The 21,791-nt window shown below is 65.9% G+C and carries 23 protein-coding genes; 8 read left to right on the forward strand and 15 right to left on the reverse strand.

All coding sequences use genetic code 11. From position 1 onward, the window contains the following. Nucleotides 1–48 precede the first annotated feature (48 nt). From ABUE31_RS11835 to cysS, 8 genes are all read right to left on the reverse strand, one after another. Entirely contained in the window at nt 49–579 is a 531-nt protein-coding gene (locus ABUE31_RS11835) for a tetratricopeptide repeat protein (RefSeq protein WP_367723808.1), read from the reverse strand. Nucleotides 580–634: 55 nt separating this feature from the next. After that, nucleotides 635–1,585: an EamA family transporter RarD gene (gene rarD, locus ABUE31_RS11840; RefSeq protein ID WP_367724162.1), complete on the reverse strand. Its 951-nt coding sequence runs from the start codon at nt 1,583–1,585 to the stop codon at nt 635–637. Between the two features lie 102 nt (nt 1,586–1,687). Beyond that, the gene (gene cimA, locus ABUE31_RS11845; protein WP_367723809.1) at nt 1,688–3,304 is read right to left on the reverse strand and encodes a citramalate synthase; all 1,617 of its coding nucleotides are present in this window, start codon (nt 3,302–3,304) and stop codon (nt 1,688–1,690) included. After that, nucleotides 3,301–4,257, reverse strand: a complete 957-nt coding sequence (gene pip / locus ABUE31_RS11850; protein ID WP_367723810.1) for a prolyl aminopeptidase — start codon at nt 4,255–4,257, stop codon at nt 3,301–3,303. Before pip ends, cimA begins: the two co-directional genes overlap by 4 nt. Further along, complete coding sequence (locus ABUE31_RS11855; protein WP_367723811.1) at nt 4,254–4,760, reverse strand: GFA family protein; 507 nt, start codon at nt 4,758–4,760, stop codon at nt 4,254–4,256. The genes pip and ABUE31_RS11855 overlap by 4 nt, the downstream gene beginning before the upstream one ends. Before the next feature lie 56 nt (nt 4,761–4,816). After that, nucleotides 4,817–5,200 (reverse strand): VOC family protein, encoded by a 384-nt coding sequence (locus ABUE31_RS11860; protein ID WP_367723812.1) that lies wholly within the window; start codon nt 5,198–5,200, stop codon nt 4,817–4,819. 4 nt (nt 5,201–5,204) lie between these two features. Beyond that, nucleotides 5,205–5,612 (reverse strand): endonuclease domain-containing protein, encoded by a 408-nt coding sequence (locus tag ABUE31_RS11865; protein WP_367723813.1) that lies wholly within the window; start codon nt 5,610–5,612, stop codon nt 5,205–5,207. 232 nt (nt 5,613–5,844) lie between these two features. Continuing rightward, nucleotides 5,845–7,566: a cysteine--tRNA ligase gene (gene cysS, locus ABUE31_RS11870; protein WP_437344113.1), complete on the reverse strand. Its 1,722-nt coding sequence runs from the start codon at nt 7,564–7,566 to the stop codon at nt 5,845–5,847. Nucleotides 7,567–8,065: 499 nt separating this feature from the next. Here cysS and ABUE31_RS11875 point away from each other — a divergent pair, with 499 nt between their 5' ends. Beyond that, on the forward strand, nt 8,066–8,221 hold the full coding sequence (locus tag ABUE31_RS11875) for a transcriptional regulator (protein WP_367723814.1): 156 nt from the start codon (nt 8,066–8,068) through the stop codon (nt 8,219–8,221). A 25-nt stretch (nt 8,222–8,246) separates the two neighbouring features. On the opposite strand, the gene ABUE31_RS11880 is transcribed toward ABUE31_RS11875, so the two are convergent. Beyond that, on the reverse strand, nt 8,247–9,005 hold the full coding sequence (locus tag ABUE31_RS11880) for an SOS response-associated peptidase (RefSeq protein ID WP_367723815.1): 759 nt from the start codon (nt 9,003–9,005) through the stop codon (nt 8,247–8,249). A gap of 103 nt (nt 9,006–9,108) precedes the next feature. On the opposite strand from ABUE31_RS11880, the gene ABUE31_RS11885 reads away from it, so the two are divergent. From ABUE31_RS11885 to ABUE31_RS11900, 4 genes are all read left to right on the forward strand, one after another. Then, nucleotides 9,109–9,525, forward strand: coding sequence for an NUDIX hydrolase (locus ABUE31_RS11885; RefSeq protein ID WP_367723816.1), 417 nt, complete (start codon nt 9,109–9,111; stop codon nt 9,523–9,525). A 66-nt stretch (nt 9,526–9,591) separates the two neighbouring features. Continuing rightward, nucleotides 9,592–9,969 (forward strand): TIGR02301 family protein, encoded by a 378-nt coding sequence (locus ABUE31_RS11890; protein WP_367723817.1) that lies wholly within the window; start codon nt 9,592–9,594, stop codon nt 9,967–9,969. Nucleotides 9,970–10,108: 139 nt separating this feature from the next. Then, on the forward strand, nt 10,109–10,366 hold the full coding sequence (locus ABUE31_RS11895; RefSeq protein WP_367723818.1) for a hypothetical protein: 258 nt from the start codon (nt 10,109–10,111) through the stop codon (nt 10,364–10,366). A 79-nt stretch (nt 10,367–10,445) separates the two neighbouring features. Next, the gene (locus tag ABUE31_RS11900) at nt 10,446–11,195 is read left to right on the forward strand and encodes a hypothetical protein (RefSeq protein WP_367723819.1); all 750 of its coding nucleotides are present in this window, start codon (nt 10,446–10,448) and stop codon (nt 11,193–11,195) included. A 15-nt stretch (nt 11,196–11,210) separates the two neighbouring features. On the opposite strand, the gene ABUE31_RS11905 is transcribed toward ABUE31_RS11900, so the two are convergent. Beyond that, the gene (locus ABUE31_RS11905; RefSeq protein ID WP_367723820.1) at nt 11,211–12,542 is read right to left on the reverse strand and encodes a dihydroorotase; all 1,332 of its coding nucleotides are present in this window, start codon (nt 12,540–12,542) and stop codon (nt 11,211–11,213) included. Nucleotides 12,543–12,625: 83 nt separating this feature from the next. Here ABUE31_RS11905 and ygfZ point away from each other — a divergent pair, with 83 nt between their 5' ends. Further along, nucleotides 12,626–13,483: a CAF17-like 4Fe-4S cluster assembly/insertion protein YgfZ gene (gene ygfZ, locus ABUE31_RS11910; RefSeq protein ID WP_367723821.1), complete on the forward strand. Its 858-nt coding sequence runs from the start codon at nt 12,626–12,628 to the stop codon at nt 13,481–13,483. After that, on the forward strand, nt 13,483–14,094 hold the full coding sequence (locus ABUE31_RS11915) for an HD domain-containing protein (RefSeq protein ID WP_367723822.1): 612 nt from the start codon (nt 13,483–13,485) through the stop codon (nt 14,092–14,094). Before ygfZ ends, ABUE31_RS11915 begins: the two co-directional genes overlap by 1 nt. On the opposite strand, the gene ABUE31_RS11920 is transcribed toward ABUE31_RS11915, so the two are convergent. The 5 genes from ABUE31_RS11920 to ABUE31_RS11940 form a co-directional block, all read right to left on the reverse strand. Next, nucleotides 14,091–15,992 carry an ABC transporter ATP-binding protein/permease gene (locus tag ABUE31_RS11920; RefSeq protein WP_367724163.1) on the reverse strand — a complete coding sequence of 634 codons (1,902 nt, stop codon included), beginning with the start codon at nt 15,990–15,992 and terminating at the stop codon, nt 14,091–14,093. The two genes, ABUE31_RS11915 and ABUE31_RS11920, sit on opposite strands and share 4 nt — an antisense overlap. Nucleotides 15,993–16,281: 289 nt before the next feature. Further along, nucleotides 16,282–17,745 (reverse strand): RimK family ATP-grasp domain-containing protein, encoded by a 1,464-nt coding sequence (locus ABUE31_RS11925; protein WP_367723823.1) that lies wholly within the window; start codon nt 17,743–17,745, stop codon nt 16,282–16,284. Between the two features lie 4 nt (nt 17,746–17,749). Next, a complete protein-coding gene (locus ABUE31_RS11930) occupies nt 17,750–18,847 on the reverse strand; it encodes a peptidase C39 family protein (protein ID WP_367723824.1) in 1,098 nt (365 codons plus the stop codon). 164 nt (nt 18,848–19,011) lie between these two features. After that, entirely contained in the window at nt 19,012–19,803 is a 792-nt protein-coding gene (locus tag ABUE31_RS11935; RefSeq protein WP_367723825.1) for an anti-sigma factor family protein, read from the reverse strand. After that, nucleotides 19,800–20,318 (reverse strand): sigma-70 family RNA polymerase sigma factor, encoded by a 519-nt coding sequence (locus ABUE31_RS11940; RefSeq protein WP_367723826.1) that lies wholly within the window; start codon nt 20,316–20,318, stop codon nt 19,800–19,802. Before ABUE31_RS11940 ends, ABUE31_RS11935 begins: the two co-directional genes overlap by 4 nt. 217 nt (nt 20,319–20,535) lie before the next feature. On the opposite strand from ABUE31_RS11940, the gene ABUE31_RS11945 reads away from it, so the two are divergent. Then, the gene (locus ABUE31_RS11945; protein ID WP_367723827.1) at nt 20,536–21,780 is read left to right on the forward strand and encodes an MFS transporter; all 1,245 of its coding nucleotides are present in this window, start codon (nt 20,536–20,538) and stop codon (nt 21,778–21,780) included. The last annotated feature ends 11 nt before the right edge of the window (nt 21,781–21,791 follow it).

Raw genomic sequence — 21,791 nt, forward strand, 5'->3', positions numbered from 1 at the left:
ACCACTCGGGCGGACGGGGCGAAATCCAGGAGACCGTCGCAGGATGGTTCAGCCCTTGAGGTAGTCCTCGATCTGCCTGGCGAGCAGCGCATATTCCTGGCAGCCCATGCCGCAGCGCTTCTCGATCTCGGAGAGCTGTTCGCGCGCGGCCTCCACATTGCCCTGCTGGAGATAGGCCTCGCCCATGTATTCGCGCACCAGCGTGTAGTTCGGGTCCTGGCGCAGCGCCTCCTGGTAGTAGCCGAGCCCGACGTTGATGCGCCCGGCCTTGCGGTGCGAATAGCCGAGGTAATTCAGGATGCGCGGGTCGGTCTTGTCCTCGGCAAGGCCGAGGATCACGATGGCCTCGCCGTAGCGGCCCTGCTCGGCAAGGGAGCGGCCGGCCGCGTAGAGGCTGTCGTCGTCGACCGCGCCGCGCTGGGCGTCGACGCACTTCTTGGTCTTCTGGTCGTAGACCTTGCCGGCCGGACAGGTCGGCGCTTCGCCGCCGCCGCCTCCCCCGGCCGCGAAACCGGCGGTGGCAAGCAGCGGCACGACAATCGCGGCCGACGCGGCCAGTTTCAGGAAACGGGTCAGCATTGGAAACCTCCTCAGATGCGTTCGTCATCGACACTAACGCATCAGGGCGGGAAATTCATCCGATCGTCTTCGCAGCGCCCGACGTTGCTGCCGACCGCCCCGAAAACATCGACCAGGAATAGAGCGCCAGCGCGATCCAGATCAGCGCGAAGGCCACCATCTTCCAGACGCCGAAAGGCTCGCGGAAGACGAAGACCGCGATCAGGAACACCATCGTCGGGGCGATATACTGCATGATGCCGATCGTGGAGAACCTGAGCAGCTTGGCGCCGAACCCGTAGAGCAGCAGCGGCACCGCAGTGGCCGGCCCGCAGAGGACGAGAAGCAGCATGTCTTCGGGCTGCGACGCCAGGAAGTGGCTTTCGCCATGCGCCTGCAGCCAGGCCACATAGGCAAGCGAGGGCACGCTCAGGATCAGCACTTCCAGGAAGAAGCCCTGACTCGGGCCGATGGGCAGCGTCTTGCGCAGGAAGCCGTAGACGGCGAAGGAGGCGGCGAGCAGGAGCGAAATCCAGGGCAACCCGCCGGCATCGACCGTCAGGACCAGCACCGCCAGCGCCGCCAGCCCAACCGCGACGACCTGCGAGCGGCTCAGCTTCTCGCGCAGGAACACGGCGGCCATCGCCACCGTCATCAGCGGGTTGATGTAGTAGCCGAGCGCCGCCTCGACCGTGCGCTCCACGGCGATCGCCCAGACATAGATGCCCCAGTTGATGGAGATCAGCGACGCCGTCAGGGCGGCCATCGCGAGCGTGCGCGGCGAACGCAGCGCCGCCTTCACGTCGGCCGTGCGGCCGAGCGCCACCAGCACCACGCCGGCAATCGGCACCGACCACAGGACCCGGTGCGCCAGCACCTCCACGGCAGGCAGGTGGGCCACCAGCTTCAGGAACAGGGGCAGGAAGCCCCACAGGCCATAGGCGGACAGCGCAAAGAGGAAGCCGCGCGTGGCGGCGTGGTCATGCGCCTGCGGATCAATCGCAGCCGGGGCAGACTCAGCGCTCATCAGGCCGATATGGTGCCGGCGCGCCGCGAAGACCATCGCAAAATTCTGATGGATCAATCGCTTCCGGCTGATGGATCATGCATCGATTCAAACGGACGCCGGCTATTCCGCCGCCACCAGCCCCGCCATGTCCCGGTTCTTCATCAGCTTGTAGACGATCGAATCCATCAGCGCCTGGAACGAGGCGTCGATGATGTTGTCGGAGACGCCGACCGTCCACCAGCGCGCGCCCGAGGAATCGCGGGACTCGATCAGCACGCGCGTGATCGCCTCGGTGCCGCCGTTCAGGATGCGCACCTTGAAGTCGGCGAGTTCAAGGTCGGCGATCTCCTGCTGGAACTTGCCGAGATCCTTGCGCAGCGCGATGTCGAGCGCGTTGACCGGTCCGTGGCCTTCGGCGACGGACATCTTCTCCTCGCCGTCGACCTCTACCTTGACGATGGCCTCGGACACCGTCTTGAGGTTGCCGATGGCGTCGAACCGGCGCTCGACCATGCAGCGGAACGAGTTGACGCGGAAGAACTCGGGCACGGCGTTCAGCGTGCGGCGCGCCAGCAGTTCGAAGCTCGCGTCCGCGCCTTCGTAGGCGTAGCCCTGTGCCTCGCGCTCCTTGACGATGGCGATCAGCGTGTCGAGCCGACCGGTATCCGCCGGCAGCTCGATGCCGCGCCGCTTCAGTTCGGAGACGAAGTTCGCCTTGCCGCCCTGGTCGGAAACCATCACGCGGCGGCGATTGCCGACCGTCTCTGGCGGAACGTGCTCGTATGTCGCCGGCTCCTTGATGAGCGCGGAGGCGTGGATGCCGGCCTTGGTGGCGAAGGCCGAGTGGCCGACATAGGGCGCCTGCGGCTCCGGCGCGCGGTTCAGGAGTTCGTCAAAGGCGCGCGACAGCCGCGAAATGCCGCTCAACGCCTCGGCCGTTATGCCGGTCTCGTAGCGCTCCGCGAAGGCCGGCTTCAGCACAAGCGTCGGGATGATGGAGATCAGGTTGGCGTTGCCGCAGCGCTCGCCGATGCCGTTCAGGGTGCCCTGGACCTGACGCACGCCGGCCTCGACGGCGGCGAGCGAGTTGGCGACGGCCTGGCCGGTGTCGTCATGCGCATGGATGCCGAGGTTTTCGCCCGGAATGCCGGACGCGATCACCTTCCCGACAATCTCCCTGACCTCGGAGGGCTGCGTGCCTCCATTGGTGTCGCAGAGCACCACCCAGCGCGCTCCGGCATCGTGGGCCGTCTTCGCGCAGGCAAGCGCATAGTCCGGGTTGGCCTTGTAGCCGTCGAAGAAGTGCTCGCAGTCGACCATCGCCTCCTTGCCGGCGGCGCGTGCAGCCTCGACGGAGGCGCGGATGGCGTCGAGGTTCTCCTCGTTGCTGCAGCCGAGCGCCACGCGCACGTGATAGTCCCAGCTCTTCGCGACGTAGCAGACGGCGTCGGACTTCGCCTGCAGCAGCGTGGCGAGGCCCGGATCGTTGGAGGCGGAGACGCCGGCGCGCTTGGTCATGCCGAAGGCGACGAACTGCGCAGCGCGTGTCCGCTTCTCTGCGAAGAAGGCCGTGTCGGTCGGGTTGGCGCCCGGATAGCCGCCCTCGACATAGTCGATCCCGAACTCGTCGAGCATTTTCGCGATGGCGATCTTGTCCTCGACGGAGAAGTCGATGCCCGGCGTCTGCTGGCCGTCGCGCAGCGTCGTGTCGAAGAGGTAGAGACGTTCGCGCGTCATGACTTCCCCGCAAACCGGTCGGTCGCACGGATCAGCTGGTCGAGGATTCCCGGCTCGGAAAAGGCGTGCCCGGCGCCCTCGATCAAATGGAAATCCGCTTCCGGCCAGGCCTTGTGCAGGGCCCAGGCATATTTCGCCGGGCAAGGCATGTCGTAGCGGCCGTGCACGATGACGCCCGGAATGCCCCGGAGCCTGCCGGCATCGCGGATGAGCTGTCCTTCTTCCAGCCAGCCGGCATGGACGAAATAGTGGTTCTCGATGCGCGCGAAGGCGATGGCGAAATCGTCCTCGCCGAACTTGCCCGACGTTTCGGGATCGGGCAGCAGCGTGATCGTTTCGCCCTCCCACAGGCTCCAGGCGCGCGCCGCCTCGATCTGCGCCTTGCGGTCGTCGCCGGTCAGCCGCCTGCGATAGGCGCCCATCATGTCGCCGCGCTCCTCAGACGGGATCGGGGCGACGAAGCGCTCCCACTTGTCCGGGAACATCTCGGACACGCCGAACTGATAGTACCAGTCCAGTTCGGCTTTGGTCAGCGTGTAGATGCCGCGCACCACGAGCTCGCTGACCCGCCCGGGATGGGTCTGCGCGTAGGCGAGCGCCAGCGTCGACCCCCAGGAGCCGCCGAACACCTGCCATTTCTCGAAGCCGCACATTTCCCTGAGACGCTCGATGTCGGCGACCAGATGCCAGGTCGTGTTGGCTTCGAGGCTGGCGTGGGGTGTCGATTTCCCGCAGCCGCGCTGGTCGAACAGGATCACGTCGTAGAGATCAGGATCGAACAGCCGCCGCTGCTTCGGCGAGGTCGCGCCGCCCGGCCCGCCGTGCAGGAACACGGCCGGCTTCGCTCCCCTGGTGCCGACGCGTTCCCAGTAGATCGTGTGGCCGTCGCCGACATCCAGCATGCCGGTCTCGAACGGCTCGATCTCGGGGTACCAGCTTCTCAGGTCGCTCATGTGTCGCTTCCGGTTTTTCTGTCGGCCGGGGGCCATTCTTCGGTGTCGTGGTCGGGATGCTGATAGGAGACGAGGTCGGCGAGGAACGGCGCGCCGACGATGTCGGCCATGGTGTGCTCGCCCGGCAGGTCGGGAACCGCATCGACATAAGGCAACTTGGCCTCGGTGCCCCACTGGATGGTCGGCGCTATGCCCTCGGGCTCGTCGAAAGCGGCGATCGCCAGCGCAATGCCGTCCGGCGCCTCATAGGTGAGCGGTGTGCCGCACTCTCCGCAGAAGCCGCGCCATGCGGCGCTGGAGGAGTGGAAGCGGCGACGCTCGCCGCGCGTCCAGGTCAGCTTTGCCTCGCGCACCGAGACGAGCGGCAGGTAGAAATTTCCTGATGCCTTCTGGCACATGCGGCAGTGGCAGACCGATGCGTCGCCGAGCGTTCCCTCGACGCGGAAGCGCACCGCGCCGCACTGGCAGCCGCCCGAATAATGCGGCCTGTTGTCGAGGCTCATGGCCTGCTCCTGTTCCAGCACCGATTCACGCTGTGGGTACAACGCATTGAAATCGCTCACTCCGGCTTGTGGCAGACGGCCTCGACGTTGTTGCCATCGGGGTCGATGACGAAGGCGCCGTAATAGTCGGGGTGATAGTGCGCGCGGATGCCCGGCGCGCCATTGTCCTTGCCGCCGGCGGCCAGCGCCGCCTTGTGGAAGGCATCGACCTCGGCGCGGTTCCTCGCGACGAAGGCATAGTGCCTGCCCCGGCCGACGTCCCGGGCCTCGTGCAGCCAGAAGTCGGGCTTTTCGCGCCCGTAGCCGCCGACCTTCACGCCTCCGGTGAACTGCTCCGGCACCACCATGAGCAGCTTCGCGCCGAGCGCGGCGAACGCCGCGTCGTAGAAAGCCTTCGCCTTTTCCCAGTCGCCGACATTGATGCCTGCATGGTCGATCATCGCTTCACCTCCCTTGCGCAAACGCCGCGGCCTGGCGCGAAGCATCTTCGGCCATGAGACCCGCGGCGACGACAATATGATCGCAGACCGCGTCGATGTCGCGGATGACGTCGTCGTTCCAGAAGCGCAGGACGGTCCAGCCGTCCTGCTCCAGGCGAGCCGTACGCGCGGAATCTCTCCGAGCGTCATCGTCCCGGCCATGCTGGCAACCATCAACTTCGACAATCAGCCGCTTATGCGGACATGCAAAGTCAACGATGTAGCCGGCAATGGGAACCTGCCGGCGAAAACCGAGCCCCATCAGCCGATGGGCGCGAAGCTCATTCCAAAGCTTTACCTCGGCGTCCGTCATGACGCGCCGCATGGATTTGGCGTTCTTACGGCTGCGCTCGCTGACCGGCGTGTGAGGCATGGTCAGCCTCCCGTCAAAGAGCGAGGCGGCACGGCTAGTGCTCTACGTTGCCCCCCTCTGTCCTGCCGGACATCTCCCCCACACGGGGGGAGATTGGCCGTCATCACTGATTTCGCCAATGGCCGGCGTTGCCGATTGGCGAAAACAGGACGGCCATCGAATCTCCCCCCGTGTGGGGGAGATGTCCGGCAGGACAGAGGGGGGCGCTGTCCCGCGAGCTTTTCCTCCGCCCTCATCGCTTCACCTCCCAGGTCGTCACGCGCTCGCCCGTCACCGGATCCTTGCCGTCCTTGAGCTGGATGCCCTGGGCGAGCAGTTCGTCGCGGATCTTGTCGGCTTCGGCCCACTCTTGTCTTCGGATGTGCCGAAGGCGCCGGTCCACAATCAGACCAATTTCCCGGTCTTCTTGGCTGTCACTAAACTCAAACTTTCGGTGCCTAAGCTTCGCGGACTGTTGCTCCCAAGTATGGAAATCTGGAGCAAACTCGTCTCTCAAAGCGCTAAGCCCTGCAATGAAATCCATAATCTCCGCTTCTGGCTTTATTCGGCCACTCGGAAAAGCTGGCGCTCGTTGTGCTGATTGGAGTAAGGCAACGAACTCATTTCGGCTGAGGCCGGAAAGACCTCTGACAGCAGTTCTAAATCGATCGGAAAGGAGTCCCACCTTTGTCCTTCCGGTTTTGAATCCAAGTAAATCAAGTGCTCTAAACACCGTGTATTGTTTGTCTGTTCCGGAGTCTTCGCACGCTTGCTCCAGAACAGTCACCGCCATCGGCGTGTTAAGATCGCTCTGCAATTGAGCCCAAAAATTCCTCCAGGTCATTTGGTCGGTCCGGCGATCCATCCGCTGATCGGCGAAAGATTTGAGCTTCTTGAGCACATTTTCCGCGTGAACTAGTCGCGAAACGCTAAAATCGATCGGCTCGCGATAGTGCGTCATCAGCATGGCCAGTCGGAGCACCTCGCCCGGCCACTTGCGACCGCCGAACTTTTCCGTGTTCAGCAGCTCGTTGATGGTGACGAAATTGCCCTCGCTCTTCGACATCTTGCGGCCTTCGACCTGCAAAAAGCCGTTGTGCATCCAGATGTTGGCCATGCGGTCGGAACCGAAGGCGCAGCAGGACTGCGCGATCTCGTTCTCGTGGTGCGGGAAAACCAGATCGATGCCGCCGGCGTGGATGTCGAAGACGTTCTTTTCAGGGTCATCACACTTGAGCCCGCCGCCGAAAGGCTCCAGGAGCTTGGCCATCGACATGGCCGAGCACTCGATGTGCCAGCCCGGCCGCCCCAGCCCGTCTATGCCAGCCGGCGACGGCCAGCCCGGCTCGCCGTCCTTCGATGGCTTCCAAAGCACGAAATCCATCTCGTCCTCCTTGTAGGAGGCGACGTCGACGCGGGCGCCGGCCAGCATCTCGTCGAGCGAGCGGCGCGCCAGCGCGCCGTAGCGCGGCGACTTGACCCGCGCCGCCATGCGCTTGGGCGAAAACAGCACATGACCTTCCGCGACATAGGCGACATCGAGGTCGACCAGCCGCTCGATCATCGCCTTCATGCCGTCGATATGTTCTGTGGCGCGCGGCTGGAAGCTCGGCTCCAGGCAGCCGAGCGCCTTCACGTCGGCCTGGAACTGCGCGTTGGTCGCTTCGGTGACCTTGCGGATCGCCTCGTTGAGCGGCAGGCCGGGATAGTCGCGCGCGGCACGCGCGTTGATCTTGTCGTCGACGTCGGTGATGTTGCGCACATAGGTGACGTGCGCCTCGCCATAGACATGGCGCAGCAACCTGAACAGCACGTCGAACACGATGACGGGCCGGGCGTTGCCGATATGGGCGAAGTCGTAGACCGTCGGGCCGCAGACATACATGCGCACGTTCTCCGGATCGATCGGAGCAAAATCCTCCTTCGTCCGGGTCAGCGTGTTGTAGAGCCGCAGCTTGGCGGTGGCATCAGACATAAATCGACTTCCCTCTTCGGCGCGCCGCGCCCCAACAGCCAGCGGCTCTTCGCAACGCTTCGCAGGCCTGCTGGCCTCGGCGTTTCTAACTGTCTTGCGATGAAGAAGGCGAAAACGTCCGGACCAGCGCTGGCGCTAGCCAATAATGCAAATGCCGCAAATGGCAAAAGACGTATTCATGCGCGCTATATGCCGCCCTGCCGCGGCCGCCGTCAAGCTGGCCAGCCCGGGTGCGCTGCATTTTTGTAACACCATGCGCGATGCGGAAGCAAAACGCCGATACACGACGCTTTTACTGCAGTGTTGCAGACGAGACTCAGTGTAGTGGCGAATCCAGGGGGAGCTTCGGTTTCGTAAGATTCTATTAAACATGTCGGGACTTCAATTCCGGCAGGTTCGCGGACCACCGGCAGACAGTCACGATTTGGTCCCAATCGATCACCATGTGACGCCTTCGCAGACGACCAACGCAACGACGATGACCTCAAGGAAGAGAGACATGTCACCGAAGAAGAGCGAAGCCGAGCGACAGACCGCCAAGGCGGCCCCGGCTCTCGCCACGCACTACCGCGCCATCGGCCCAGCCGCGATCGCCGCTGCGCTGCTCTGCGCGGTCAGGAAGACGCCGGTCAAGGCGGCCATCAAGGCCGCCTGACCGCCATTCGCTGCGCGCAGCAGCGCTAGAACAGGGTCAACTGCCCGGTATCCTTGGGCTTTTGCTTCTCGGCGGGCTTGTCCGCGACCAGTGCCTCAGAGCGCTGCTGCAGGTCCGGTCCGTCATTGGCCACGCTGTTGACCCGTTCAGACACCGGCACCGCCTCGAAAGTTCCCTCCGCCGGCGTGCGCATGAGATCGGCCACGTCGCGCGGTTCGCGCGTGCGGCAGTCCAGCCAGGCTTCAAAGTGTTCCGGCCCGATCACCACCGGCATGCGGTCGTGGATCGGGGCGATGTCAGCGCTGGCCGCAGTGGTCAGGATCGCGGCGGTGTCGATCTCCGACCCGCCGGGTTCAGCGTAGGTTTCCATCAGCCCGCCGAAGGCGACGACGCCGCCATGCGTCGGGCGCATCCAGTAGGGCTGCGGCCGCCTGCCCGTCTGGCGTCGCCACTCGTAGAAGCCGGATGCGGGGATGAGCACGCGGCGGTGGCGCATGGCCGTCTTGAAGGAAGGCTTCGACGCCGCCGTCTCGGATCGCGCGTTGATGTTGAGCGGGAGGTCCGCCGTGTTCTTGGCCCACGCCGGAATGAACCCCCAGCGGGCAAGCATCAGCCGGCGGTCGGGCAGGTTGGAGCCCGCGTCGCGCCGGTCGCCGGCAATCGCCAGGAGGATCGGCTGCGTCGGCGCGATGTTGTAGCGCGGCGGGAAATCCTCGGCGTCCATCACGCCGAGGACGGCGACAATCTCTTCCGGCGTGGCGGTCAATGCAAAACGTCCGCACATTTGTTTTGATGCCCCGCGATTCGTCAGGCACAAGGTGGGGGCTGGCCGTGACGCCGGCAAGGATGGCCGGTGGAAAACCGCCTCGCTCCGGAACCGAACCCGAATGAATGCCCGCAGGATCCTCCCGGCCGTCTCCGTCGCCCTGCAGCGCGGCGACACGCTGCTGCTGGTGCTGCGCGGACGCGCGCCGTCGCGCGATTTCTATGCGTTCCCCGGCGGTCGGGTCGAGGATGGCGAAACGCTCGAGCAGGCCGCGCGGCGCGAACTCTGCGAGGAGACGGGCCTTTCGGTGGATGGGCTCTCGCCGCTTGCGCGCATGCCGGTCGAGGGCGACGAGGTCGACTACGACCTGCAGGTCTTCTTCGGGCGCCATGTCGCCGGCGAACCCGTCGCGGCGGACGACGCCGCCGAGGCGATGTTCTTCACGCTGGCCGAAATGGAAGCGCTTCCGGTGCTCGAGTCCGTGCTGGAGGTCGGCCGCCGGCTGCTGGCCGGGCGGCCGCCGTCCCAGTCTTCCTGAGCGAACGGCCAGCGCTGCCTCCAGAATCCGCCTTGCGGCAGCCCAATTGTTTCGCCACAAGGGCGCATGCGGCGGCTTCCCTCGATCGTCACGGCTCTGGCACTGGTTTTCCTGACGGCTTCGCCGCGTCCGGCGCCGGCAGTCGACGCGCCCTACGAGGCCGGGCTAATGCGCATCGCCGAGGTGATGGGATCGCTGCATTTCCTGCGCAACCTCTGCGGCGACCGAAGCGACCGCTGGCGCACGACCATGGAAAGCCTGATCGAGGCCGAAAAGCCCGACCCCGAGCGGCGGGCGCGCTTCATCGCCAGCTTCAACCGCGGCTACCGGTCGTTCGAGGGCACCTATACGAAATGCACGGCCTCGGCGACCGAGGCGATCACCCGCTACACGGTCGAGGGCGAAAACCTGGCCCGTGACCTCGCATCGCGCTACGGAAATTAATCTTCCGTTAACTTTTCGCCGATGCCGGGGCGTACTTCGCCGTCGAGCTGTGCTAGGAACCTTAACGGGACATTAAAGGGACTGCTCAAGTTGGACCGACCCTGATCGGTCCATCGCTTGAAAAGGGTGGAATACAGCCATGGAACATGGGTTCAACGACCTCGACGCGCTGGTTAGGGAGGAAAAGCGGTTGACCGCGGTCGAAAACCACAGCGAAGCCTGGGCCGAGGGACTTTCGGCCGGCATCGAGCCCGAGATCATCGCGGAGGCCGCCCTGACGACCGCGATCGAGGAACTGCTGCGCGCCAGCGGGGAACCCGCGGCGCTGGCGCTGATCGAGCGGATGCGCGAGCGTGTCGTCGCCGGGGAATTCGCGCCGGAGCAGTCGCGGCATTGACAGGGCTGCCCGCGCGTTACATCGGACGGACCGGGGTTCGATTCGAGCGAAGCGACGCCGGAGAAGGATGATGCAATTCATGACACCGCGACAGACCACGCGCCCGGCGTTTGTGCGGCTGGCGCAGATCTGGATGGCGGCGTCATGCCTGGCAGCGCCGGTCGCCCTGATTGCCGCAACGCCGGCGGCGGCATTGAGCGAGATCGGGCGCGAGGACCTGCCCCCGCCGCACGGAACGCCCGGAACACCCGCCGTTCCCATGCCAGGCCAAGTGCCGTCCCCGGATTCGGACACCACGCCCGACGACACCGGCAGCCTGCGCGACGACGTCGCGCGGCCGGGCATTGACGACGACGGACCGCTGCCGGAAATCGTCTACAACCTCGACCGGCTGCCCGAACCGGTGCGGCGCATGCACAGGTTGCTGGTCGAGGCGGCGAAGAGCGGCGACATCGAGAAGCTGCGGCCCCTGCTGGGCACGGGCTCAGACGCCCCCCAGCTTTCGTTCGGCGAGTTCGAGGGCGACCCGATCGAGTTCCTGAAGGCTGCGTCCGGCGATCCGGAGGGCCAGGAGATCCTCGCCATCCTGGAGGAGGTGCTTGCCGCCGGCTTCGTCCATCTCGAAGCCGGGACGCCCAACGACATCTATGTCTGGCCCTACTTCTTCGGCATCCCGCTTGACAGGCTCGATGCCAAACAGAGGGTGGAGCTCTTCAAGATCATCACCGCCGGCGACCTCGAGGACATGAAGCAGTTCGGCGCCTACATCTTCTACCGGGTCGGCATCACGCCCGAAGGGCGCTGGGCCTTCTTCGTCGCCGGCGAGTGACGCAGGCGACCGTCCTCAGCGGACGATCGCCTCGGAGAACTCCACCGGCCGGCCCTGCCCTGCCGCGACGATCTCGCCTTCCCACATGACGCGGCTTCCCCTGACGATCGTGCCGACCGGCCAGCCCGTGACCTGCCTGCCGTGATAGGGCGTCCAGCCGGCACGGGAGCCGGCCTGCGCGTTGGTGATCGTCTCGGAGCGCTTCATGTCGACGACGGTGAAGTCGGCGTCATAACCTGCCGCGATGCGTCCCTTGCGGGCCATGCCGAAGATCCGGTTCGGCCCGTGGCTGGAGAGGTCTACGAAACGCTCAAGCGTCAGCCGGCCTGCATTCACATGGTCGAGCATGATCGGCACCAGCGTCTGCACGCCGGTCATGCCTGAGGGCGACTGCGGATAGGGTTTCGCCTTCTCCTCGAGCGTATGCGGCGCATGGTCGGAGCCGAGCACGTCGACGATGCCCTGCGATATGCCCCTCCAGATGCCGTCGCGGTGGCGGCTGTTCCTGACCGGCGGGTTCATCTGCAGGAGCGTGCCGAGCCGCGCATAGTCGTCGGCAGACATGGTCAGGTGATGCGGCGTCGCCTCGCAGGTCGCCACGTCCTTGTGCGCTTCGAGGAAGTCGATTTCCTCAAGCGTCGAGATATGCAGCACGTGGATGCGCGCCCGCGTTTCGCGCGCGATGCGCACCAGGCGCCGCGTGCATTCCAGGGCGGCGATCTCGTCGCGCCAGACCGGGTGCGAGGACGGGTCGTCTGCGACACGCTCGCCAAGGCGCTCGCGCAGGCGGAACTCGTCCTCGGAATGGAAGGCGGCACGCCGGCGCGTGTTCCCGAGGATCGCCGCGACGCCGTCGTCGTCCTCGACCAGCAGGTCGCCGGTGGAGGAACCCATGAAAACCTTGATGCCGGCAGCGCCCGGCAGCCGCTCGAGTTCGCCGACATCCTTCGCGTTCTCGCGCGTGCCGCCCACCCAGAAGGCGAAGTCGCAATGCATGCGGCCGGTGGCGCGCCTCACCTTGTCGGCGAGCGCCGCCTCGCTTGTCGTCAGCGGATTGGTGTTGGGCATCTCGAAGACGGCGGTGACGCCGCCGAGCACGGCCGCCCTGGAACCCGTCTCCAGGTCTTCCTTGTGCTCGAGGCCCGGCTCGCGGAAATGCACCTGGCTGTCGATCACGCCGGGCAGCACATGCAGGCCGCGGCAGTCGATCGTCTCGCCGGCCGACGCCCCCGACAGATCACCGATCGCGGCAATCCGGCCATTGCGAACGCCGATGTCGCGAACGCCCTGCCCGTCGTGGTTGACGACCGTGCCGCCTGTCAGGATGAGATCGTAGGTCGCCGCCATGCCGTTCCGCCGCTCTTGCCGCCCCGCCGGCTGCGGCTTACGTAATGGCCGGTTCTTTTGCAAGTCAGGTTTCCAGCAGCGCCATGCCGACAGCTCATCTCGACGACCGCGCCATCGTTTCCGTGACCGGAGCGGACGCCGAGCATTTCCTGCAGAACATCGTCACGGCCGACCTCGACGCGCTCGCCCATGGCGAGGCCAAACCGTCGGCGCTGCTGACGCCGCAGGGCAAGATCCTGTTCGACTTCCTGATCTCGCGAACCGGCGACCACCAGGGTTTCCGGCTCGAATGCCGGGCCGACATCGCCGACGACTTCCTGCGCCGCCTGATGCTCTACCGGCTGCGGGCCAAGGTTGAGATTTCCAAGCAGGAAGAACCACTTGTCGCAGTATCATGGGGATCCGATTCAGCCGCTTCAGAAAACGATTCAACCTGGCTGCGCGACACAAGGTTTCCGGACAGCGCCCCGGCATGGCGCTCCTATGCGGCGACTGCGGCCGGCGACGGATCCGCATGGCACGCTTTCCGCGTCGCGAGCGGCGTTGCCGAAAGCGGGACCGACTATGCGCTGGGCGACGCATTCCCGCACGACGTGCTGCTCGACCAGACGGGCGGCGTCGGCTTCCGCAAGGGTTGCTACGTCGGCCAGGAGGTCGTCTCGCGCATGCAGCATCGGGGAACGGCGCGCAGGCGCGTGCTGATCGTCTCCGGCGACCCGCTGCCGGCGCCGGGCACGGACGTCGTTGCCAACGGGCGACCGATCGGCACGCTGGGTTCCACTGCCGCCGGCAGGGGACTCGCGATCCTGCGGATCGACCGCGTCAAGGACGCCCTCGACGCCGGACACCCGATCGAAGCCGGCGGCACGCCGCTCGCGGTCGCCATACCGGACTGGGCGACCTTCACCTTCCCCGAAAGCACGCCCGGCGAGGACGCCTGATGGCGGCCGACAAGGCGGGAGCGCCGCCGCGCGCCTGGCAACGCATGCTGTCCGGCCGGCGGCTCGACCTGCTCGACCCCTCCCCGCTCGATGTCGAGATTTCCGACATCGCCCACGGCCTTGCCCGCGTCGCGCGCTGGAACGGCCAGACCTCGGGCGCGCACGCCTTCTCGGTCGCCCAGCATTCGTTGCTGGTCGAGGACATCTTCTGCTTCCTCACCCGCGACCCTTCGCCCGACGCGCGCCTGACGGCCCTGCTGCACGATGCCCCTGAATATGTGATCGGCGACATGATCTCGCCCTTCAAGTCCGCCGTCGGCGGCGGCTACAAGGCCGTCGAGCAGCGCCTGCAGAACGCCATACACATGCGGTTCGGCCTGCCCGTCGCCACGCAGGAGCGGTTGAAACGGGACATCAAGCGCGCCGACCAGGTGGCGGCTTATCTGGAAGCGACGCAGCTAGCCGGCTTTTCGGTCGCCGAGGCGACGGAATTCTTCGGCCGTCCGCGCGGCATCGATCCCGCCCGCTTCGACCTCGCCTGCAAGCCGGCCGGCTCCGTCCAGGCAGCTTTCCTCAAGAAATTCGCCACGATCGAGAAGATACGCGGCTAGCGCCTGCGAAAGGCGCCGGGAAGTCGCAGCCTGCGCGGCTCAGGCGGGCGCGCGGTCGAGGCGGTCTCCACGATTTCGGCCGACGGACGCGCGGCGAGCGCCGTCTTCGTCGCCCCGCCGCCGGAAAAATCCATCACGCTGTCGTAGAAGGGAACGCCGGCTGCCGAGACCGGCGGCGACGTCTCGTGCATCACGCTGATGACTATGATGCCCGGGCAGTTGTCCTTGATCGCCTGGTGGAAGGCGACCTTTGCAACGGGATCGAGCGCACCGGTGGCTTCGTCGAGGAACAGCAGGCCCGGCTGCTGAAGCAGGATGCGGGCGGCGACGAGCTTCTGCTTCTGGCCACCCGACAGGACCTGGTCCCAGACGCCGCCCTCGCGGCTCTCCTCGCCGAGCTGGTCGGCGAACTCCCCAAGGCCGGTCCTGGCGAGAATCGACGCGACGTCGGCGTCAGCGTGCCGATCCACCGCATCGGGAAGGCAGACCAGTTCCTTCAGGGTCAACTGCGGCAGCTTGACGTCCTGCGCGGCATAGAAGGTCCGCACCCCCTCGGGAAACACCACATAGCCCCGGCCATGCGGCCACAGGCCGTTGACGGCCTTGATGAACGAGGTCTTGCCGCTGCCGGAGGCGCCCTTGACGTAGGTCCACTCGCCGCGCCGGAAGCGGACGTTGCGGATGGTCAGGAACGGGGTCGCCTCGCTGCCCTGGTGCATGAGGTCGAGATCGCGGACGGTGAGGCCGAAGACGGCGTTCTGCGCACCGTAGCGAAGATCGCGGCAGCCGGTGCGGCGGTAGAAGGCATCCGGGTGCTGGACCTCCTCGATGGCGACGGCAAGGCCGGTGACGCGCCTTGCGTTGGCCCTGAGCGTGGCGATCGCCGGCATGACGTCGATGAACCAGGAGCATTGATTGATCAGCGAGTTCACCAGTTCGGCGCCGGTGACGTAGCTCTTCAGGCTGATGTTGTCGTTCACATAGGGCATCAGGCCGGGGAGATAGGCGACGACCCTGGCCGACAGGAAATTGTAGACGCGCTCGAAGGACTGGTACGCGGTGTGGACCCAGTTCAGCTTCGCCCAGGTCTGGTCGATGTCCTCATAGAGCCGCGCGTGCATCTTCTTCTGCACATCCTCGCCACGCGCCGCCGATACGTGGAAGCTGCGCCTCAGCAGAGTCGTCAGTTCGGCGCGATAGCTGCCCTCGGCCCGCTGGATGGCGTTGGTCAGGCGCTCCAGCACGCGACCCATCCTGAGCGCAAAATACGTGTTGAGCGGCACGTAGGCGGCGACGGCCGCGAAAGCCAGGACCGCCGCACCGTATGTGCCGAGAAACGAAAGCCCCTCGATCGCCGTCGACTGCTCGATCAGCTTCTGCCCGACGAAGAACAGCGACGTGGCGACCCCCATGACGCCCATCGCAAGGCCGATCGCCCCGCCGGTCATGCCCTTGATTGATTCCTGGATGCGCTGGTCGACATTGTCGGGCGGCTCGACCTTCATGCCATCAACGCCGACGCCGCCGTTCTGCAGGTGGAAGTGGGTATGGTTGGCGTCCAGCAGGGCGTCGTTGAAGCGGCTGTTCAGCCAGCTGCGCCACTTGCGGTGCAGCGTCGTGGAGCAGAGATGCCGAAGGCCGATGATGCCCACATCCTTGACGACGACCAGCAGGATGAGGAAGCCGGCGCTGCTCAGGAGGTAGGCCAGCGGATCGGCGGTCTCCGCGTCGTGGAAGCGGGCTATGGCGTTGACCAAGTCGCCCGAAGCCTCGGCCATCCAGACGCTGGTCTTGCTGGCGGCCGCGGTGAACAGCGCAATCACCGCCGTCAGCGTCCAGGCCTCCTTCCAGCGATCGGAGAACCAGTAGGCCTTCATCAGGCCCCAGAAGCTGCGCATCGACGAGACGGGCGTCAGCGGCGGGGCCTGCACCCCGGCACGGCGACCGAAGCCTCGCCAGCGAAGCCTGGGGATCACGGCACCCGTCCGAACGACTTTCCCACCCTATGCCCCTTTTTTGCCACGAAGATACCACGATTCGGCCGTGTTCGAAGCAATTGTCGGACAAGTGGAGCGTTACCATGGGTTATGCCAGCAACGCTGACCCAATCAGGCGCGCCGGCATCCCGCTGTTATTATTCGGCTTTTTTGACAGTTCTATTACGGAGGCCGCTGCGAGGCGGAAATCCTAGCGACCCGGCCTCTCGAGGCGGTCGATGAACCATTGGGTGAGCCGGACCCAGACTTCATCCTTCTCGCCCGTGTCCTCGCAGCCGTGGTCGAGGTTCGGGTTGTCGTTGACCTCGATGACGAACACGCCGCCATCCGTCTCCTTCAGGTCGACGCCGTAGAGGCCGTCGCCGATGCAACGCGCGGCGCGCACCGCGGTCTCGACGACGAGCGGCGGCGTTTCTTTCAGCGTGAAGGTCTTGATGCCGCCCTGCTGCGGCTTGCCGGCGCGATCGTGGTTGACGATCTGCCAGTGCTTCCTGGCCATCAGGTAGTGCACGGCAAAGAGCGGCTGGCCGCCGAGCACGCCGACGCGCCAGTCATATTGGGTCGGCAGGTACTTCTGCGCGATCAGCAGGTCGGAGTCCTCGAGCCAGGTGGTCGCCAGCTTGCGCAGTTCGTCGGGCGTCGAGACCTTCTTGACGCCGCGCGAGAACGAACTGTCGGGAATCTTCAGCACCAGCGGAAAGCCGAGGGTGTCGGCCGCCAGCGTGAAATCGGCCGGGCTGGCGATCATCACGGTCGGCGGCACCGGCACCTTGTTGTGGGCCATCAACTCGTTCAGGTAGACCTTGTTGGTGCACCGGATCATCGACAGGGGATCGTCGATGACGGGCATGCCTTCCTGCTGCGCGCGCCGCGCGAAGCGATAGGTATGGTTGGAGATCGACGTGGTCTCGCGGATGAAAAGCGCGTCGTAGTTGGCGAGCTTGGCGAGGTCCTTGCGCGTGATGGGCTCGACCTCGACGCCCATCTTCTCGGCGATCCTGGCCCAGTGGCGCAGCGACGAAATCTCCGACGGCGGCAGGGTCTCGTGCGGGTCGACCAGGGTGGCAAAGGTATAGCGGGCCGGGACGCGCGCCTTGCCGTCGCGCCACTCGCGCTTGGTATAGGCGTCGAGGCTCGCCAGGAAGCGCGTCTTCTCCTCCGCGTCCAGCCGGATTACCGGCAGGAAGCCGATCTTGCGGATCGACGCCCACTCCGCGCCGTCGCGAATGGCGATTTCCAGCGACGGGGCCCTGAACCAGTCGAACAGGAGCCGCGCAAACCGGTCCCATGCCTTCGACGGACCGATGCCGAAAAAGAATGACGCCTTGGCCGGAAAGGCGCCGCCGAGGTCCTTGCGGCACTTGTTCAGCGCGAGTTCGAGTTCCGGCAGCGCGTTTTCGTAGAGCTTGGGCTCGGACAGGTCGATGATCGTCTCCACCGACGGGATGACCCGGTGCCCGCGCGAACTGGCGAGCAGCGAGGCGTAGTAGCCGCGGCTCTGGTAGCCGTAGTTGTTGGACAGGTTGATGACCTTCGGCCGCTGCCCCCCGAACAGCGCGGGATGCGCGAGATAGTCCCTGTTGGTGATGATCTTGTGCGGCGTCGCCACCTGGTCGAGGTCGCTCTGCCGGCCGGTCAGTATCACCCAGGTCATGTCTTCAGCGCTTTCCGAGGATGATGGCCGCGCGCAAGGCATCCTTGCCGAACTGCGCCATGTTCATGAAGATTGCGTAGGGCACCGGAATGTTGGCGGCGTCGGACGCGGTTTCCTGACGCTCCACCTCCACCCAGGGGTCGTGGATCAGGATGTGCTCGCCGTCGTCGCCAATGGCCAGCACCCAGTGCGGCACCTTCTTGCCGAACATCAGGAAGCCGCTGATGAGCACAAGGACCAGCTTGCCCTCGCCGATGGCGTCGCGAATGTCGCCGATCGCGAAGGGAGCATAGGTGACGGGAATGCCGTAGAGGTCCGCACGCCGGCGGAAATCGACCTGGGCAAGCTCCATCACGCGCCGCTTCTCGGCGCTGCGGACCGATTGCAGGAACAGCGCGCCGTGGAAGGATACGCGGATCTCGGGCGACAGGCCGTTCTCATAGGCGGCGACGGCGAGCCCGAACGGCTCGCAGCCGCCCGGCCCCGACATCATGAAGATCGTCGTCGCCTCGCGCCACAGGCGGATCTCCCGCACCGGATCGGGCACGAAGGCGGGATCGAAACTCGACATCGCCATCATCAGGCAGCACGGCCCGCAGGTGAAGTCGCACGTCTGCGGATAGAAAGGGACCGTGGTCTCGAGCGGCGCGTCGCCACGCAGCATCTTTTCGTAGCGGATCGCAGTAGCGCCATCCTCGTAGTAGTCCGGTTCGCTGCCGATCCTGCGGTAGCCTCCCTTCTCGTAGATGCGGATGGCGCGGGCGTTGTCCTCGCGGACCTCCAGGCGCAGCAGCATGCGTCCGTGCTCGAAAGCGATATCCTCGGCCGCGTCGAGCAAGAGGCGACCGACCCCCTGCCCCGACCGGTCGGGCGCGATCGCGATGGAATAGAGCCGCGCGACACCGCTGCCCTTGCGGAACAGGACCATCGCATAGCCGGCGATCCTTCCGTCGACCTCGGCCACGAGGGTTTCGGCGGTGCTTCTCTCGATCAACTGGCGGAAGGAGCGGCGCGAGATGCGGTCGGTCGCGAAGACCGCCGACTCGATGGCGAACAGCGCATCGACATCACTTGCGCGAGCCGGGCGAATGTCGGCAGCCATGCGGAACGGAAGCCTCGTCGCAAAGGGAAGAGAAACGGCTGTTGGACTGAACTCTGCCCGGGCCTCTCACGCAGGGGCAACTTTGCGCAATCGCGCCTCGATTCGGGCCGAATTGTGACGCCCGTCCGCCGGCTTGCCGGGCACCGCCGCGGCGGCCCGGAGCGTCACGCCATGCCTGCCCCGGCGAGCATCTGCCTATAGGCCTTGCGGCCGAGTTCGAGCAGCTTTTCCGGCGCAAGCGTGCCGACCACGGCGCAGCCCCAACCCTTGTCTAGCCAGTAGATGGCGCGCAGGTCGCCCTGCTCCTCGTCATAGGTTCCCCAGGACTTCGCCGCGCCTTCAGGGGTGACGTAGATCGACAGCCTGCTTCCCTTCGCATCCTCGTAGAGCAGCATGGCCGCACTGCGGTGTCCGGCCGGCAGGAGCCGGCCGCCCACAAGTTCAAATCCATCGGAGGAAAGGTCGGGGGCAACCAGCGTCAGCCCGAGCCGGCTGGAGAGCCAACCAAGGAGGTGATCCCGATCGCCGGCGCCGACCTCGACCGCATGACGCTGTTCCGCGGCATAGACGGCGTGGGCGGCGATGGCGGCTTCGGATAGATCCTCCGCCGTTTCCGATCCCATGCCCAGCCGGGCGGCCCCGGCGAAATAGCCGCCGCCTGCGCCGAGCGCGAGCAGCAGCGCTGCAGCGGCCGCCATGCGCCAGCGCGGGGCGCGCGCAGTGGCTTTGGGCGTTTCGCCGGCGACCAATGCCGTCAATCGTTCCGGCACCGGTTCGGCCAGTACGTCCGAGAGGCTGGCACGCAGCCGCTCGCGATCTGCCTCGAACCGGCTGCTCCTGGACTTCATCTCCGGATTGGCGTCGAGCCAGGCGGCGAAGTCGTCGCGCTCGTCCTGCGGCATCTCGCCGTCGAGCGCCATGTGAATGTCGCGTTCGGTGAAATCGCGCCGGGTCATCGCTCGACCACCCTGATAGCGCGCCGGCGGTGCATGTCGTCGAGAAGGCCGCGCAGTTCCTCCCGGCCACGGGCAACGCGCGACATCACCGTGCCGGCCGGGATGCCGAGCATCGCCGCGGCCTCGGCATAGGAAAAGCCCTCGACCCCTACGATGACCAGCGCGGCGCGGCGCTCCGGGCCGATCGCCTGGAGCGCATCGACGATCTCGCGCGAAGCAACGCTTTCGGACTGGTCGGCCTGCACCGACAACGCTTCGGAATCGTCCAGATTCAGCATGGCGACCTCACCACGGCGCTTGGTACGGCGCGTCTGGTCCACGAACAGGTGGTGCATGATGGTGAACAGCCAACGCCGCGGATTGTCGCCGGTACGCCAGTTGTCCATGCGCGCCAGAGCCCGCTCAAGACAGTCCTGCACCAGGTCGTCGGCAGCGTCGCGGTCGCGCACGAGCGCGCGCGCATAGCGCCTGAGCCGGGGTATTTCCGCAAGGATGGCCGCCTTCCGATCTTCCATTCCGGCCTGTCTCAGCGCCACTTCAAGTCGATTGAACCCCTGTTCGTCCCGCGGCACAAGCCGGACGCCTGCCGTGGCCCTTTGCTGTCAAACGTTTTCGGGGAGCCGATTCTTCCGACCTTGCATCAATTTGGTTGAAGCGATCCATATGACCTATTCATTATGCGGAAGATCGCCGCGGGAGTAAAAGGGCGACCGTCCCCGGAGACCGCGACAGATGACTGCTCAGACACAGGCAAGGACAAGCGCCAGCGCACGGGCAGTGCCGTGGCTGATCATCATTTGCGGGTGCGCGATCGCCGCGCTGACCTTCGGGCCGCGCTCGGCCATGGGCTTCTTCCAGATTCCGATGCTGGCGGAAAAGGGCTGGGACCGCACGACCTTCGGCCTCGCCATGGCCCTGCAGAACCTGTTCTGGGGATTGAGCCTGCCGTTCTTCGGCGCCATCGCCGATCGCTACGGCACGTGGCGCGTGCTGACGCTCGGCGGCCTGATCTACGCCGCCGGCCTCTACATCATGGCGGTCGCCGACAGCCCGGCCATGCTGCATATCGGCGGCGGGGTGCTGGTGGGCCTCGGCGTCGCCGCCGGCTCCTTCTCGATCGTGCTTGCCGCTTTCGCCCGCCACACGCCCCCGGAAAAGCGGTCGATCGTGTTCGGCATCGGCACGGCGGCGGGTTCCGCCGGGATGTTTCTCTTCGCCCCGATCGGACAGGGGCTGATCGACGCCTATGGCTGGTCGCAGAGCCTGGTGATCATGGCGGTGATGATGCTTGCCGTGCCGCTGCTGGCGATCCCGCTGCGCGGCAGTTCGCACAATGCCGAGGCCGCGCGCATGGCCGCCCAGCAGACCGTCGGCGCGGCGCTGCGCGAGGCGATGAACCATCGCAGCTACACGCTCCTGGTTTCCGGATTCTTCGTCTGCGGCTTCCAGGTGGCCTTCATCACGGCGCATTTCCCCGCCTATATCGACGACCTCGGCATCGACGCCCGCTACGCGGTGATCGCGCTTGCGCTGATCGGCTTCTTCAACATCATCGGCTCGCTGTCGGCGGGCATCATCGGGCAGCGCTACTCGAAGCCGAAGTTCCTGGCGTGGATCTACATCGGCCGGTCGATCGCGGTCACCGTGTTCCTGCTCGTCCCGCAGACGCCGACCAGCGTGATCGTCTTCGCGATCGTGATGGGGCTGCTGTGGCTGTCGACCGTTCCGCCGACCAACGGGCTGGTCGCAATCATGTTCGGAACCCGCCACCTCGGCATGCTCGGCGGCGTCGTCTTCCTGTCGCACCAGATCGGCTCGTTCCTCGGGGTCTGGCTCGGCGGCTATCTCTACGACCACTTCGGCTCATACGATCCGGTCTGGTGGATCGGGGTCGCGCTCGGCCTGTTCGCCGCGATCGTTCACTGGCCGATCGAGGAGAAGCCGGTCGAACGGCTGGCGGCGCTGCCGGCCGAATAGGCGCGGGCCGC

Origin of the sequence: Mesorhizobium marinum, from assembly GCF_040813675.1 — a bacterium.
Lineage (GTDB): Bacteria > Pseudomonadota > Alphaproteobacteria > Rhizobiales > Rhizobiaceae > Mesorhizobium_K > Mesorhizobium_K marinum.

Excerpts from the sequence above, each read along its gene's own strand:
- ygfZ (WP_367723821.1), top strand. The coding sequence starts at position 12,626 with ATGCCGACAGCTCATCTCGACGACCGCGCCATCGTTTCCGTGACCGGA.
- ABUE31_RS11915 (WP_367723822.1), top strand. The coding sequence starts at position 13,483 with ATGGCGGCCGACAAGGCGGGAGCGCCGCCGCGCGCCTGGCAACGCATG.
- ABUE31_RS11895 (WP_367723818.1), top strand. The coding sequence starts at position 10,109 with ATGGAACATGGGTTCAACGACCTCGACGCGCTGGTTAGGGAGGAAAAG.
- ABUE31_RS11835 (WP_367723808.1), bottom strand. The coding sequence starts at position 579 with ATGCTGACCCGTTTCCTGAAACTGGCCGCGTCGGCCGCGATTGTCGTG.
- ABUE31_RS11865 (WP_367723813.1), bottom strand. The coding sequence starts at position 5,612 with ATGCCTCACACGCCGGTCAGCGAGCGCAGCCGTAAGAACGCCAAATCC.
- ABUE31_RS11875 (WP_367723814.1), top strand. The coding sequence starts at position 8,066 with ATGTCACCGAAGAAGAGCGAAGCCGAGCGACAGACCGCCAAGGCGGCC.
- cimA (WP_367723809.1), bottom strand. The coding sequence starts at position 3,304 with ATGACGCGCGAACGTCTCTACCTCTTCGACACGACGCTGCGCGACGGC.
- ABUE31_RS11920 (WP_367724163.1), bottom strand. The coding sequence starts at position 15,992 with ATGCGCAGCTTCTGGGGCCTGATGAAGGCCTACTGGTTCTCCGATCGC.
- ABUE31_RS11925 (WP_367723823.1), bottom strand. The coding sequence starts at position 17,745 with ATGACCTGGGTGATACTGACCGGCCGGCAGAGCGACCTCGACCAGGTG.
- pip (WP_367723810.1), bottom strand. The coding sequence starts at position 4,257 with ATGAGCGACCTGAGAAGCTGGTACCCCGAGATCGAGCCGTTCGAGACC.
- ABUE31_RS11905 (WP_367723820.1), bottom strand. The coding sequence starts at position 12,542 with ATGGCGGCGACCTACGATCTCATCCTGACAGGCGGCACGGTCGTCAAC.
- ABUE31_RS11945 (WP_367723827.1), top strand. The coding sequence starts at position 20,536 with ATGACTGCTCAGACACAGGCAAGGACAAGCGCCAGCGCACGGGCAGTG.
- ABUE31_RS11930 (WP_367723824.1), bottom strand. The coding sequence starts at position 18,847 with ATGGCTGCCGACATTCGCCCGGCTCGCGCAAGTGATGTCGATGCGCTG.
- ABUE31_RS11855 (WP_367723811.1), bottom strand. The coding sequence starts at position 4,760 with ATGAGCCTCGACAACAGGCCGCATTATTCGGGCGGCTGCCAGTGCGGC.
- ABUE31_RS11940 (WP_367723826.1), bottom strand. The coding sequence starts at position 20,318 with ATGGAAGATCGGAAGGCGGCCATCCTTGCGGAAATACCCCGGCTCAGG.
- ABUE31_RS11885 (WP_367723816.1), top strand. The coding sequence starts at position 9,109 with ATGAATGCCCGCAGGATCCTCCCGGCCGTCTCCGTCGCCCTGCAGCGC.
- cysS (WP_437344113.1), bottom strand. The coding sequence starts at position 7,566 with ATGTCTGATGCCACCGCCAAGCTGCGGCTCTACAACACGCTGACCCGG.
- ABUE31_RS11880 (WP_367723815.1), bottom strand. The coding sequence starts at position 9,005 with ATGTGCGGACGTTTTGCATTGACCGCCACGCCGGAAGAGATTGTCGCC.
- ABUE31_RS11900 (WP_367723819.1), top strand. The coding sequence starts at position 10,446 with ATGACACCGCGACAGACCACGCGCCCGGCGTTTGTGCGGCTGGCGCAG.
- rarD (WP_367724162.1), bottom strand. The coding sequence starts at position 1,585 with ATGAGCGCTGAGTCTGCCCCGGCTGCGATTGATCCGCAGGCGCATGAC.
- ABUE31_RS11935 (WP_367723825.1), bottom strand. The coding sequence starts at position 19,803 with ATGACCCGGCGCGATTTCACCGAACGCGACATTCACATGGCGCTCGAC.
- ABUE31_RS11860 (WP_367723812.1), bottom strand. The coding sequence starts at position 5,200 with ATGATCGACCATGCAGGCATCAATGTCGGCGACTGGGAAAAGGCGAAG.
- ABUE31_RS11890 (WP_367723817.1), top strand. The coding sequence starts at position 9,592 with ATGCGGCGGCTTCCCTCGATCGTCACGGCTCTGGCACTGGTTTTCCTG.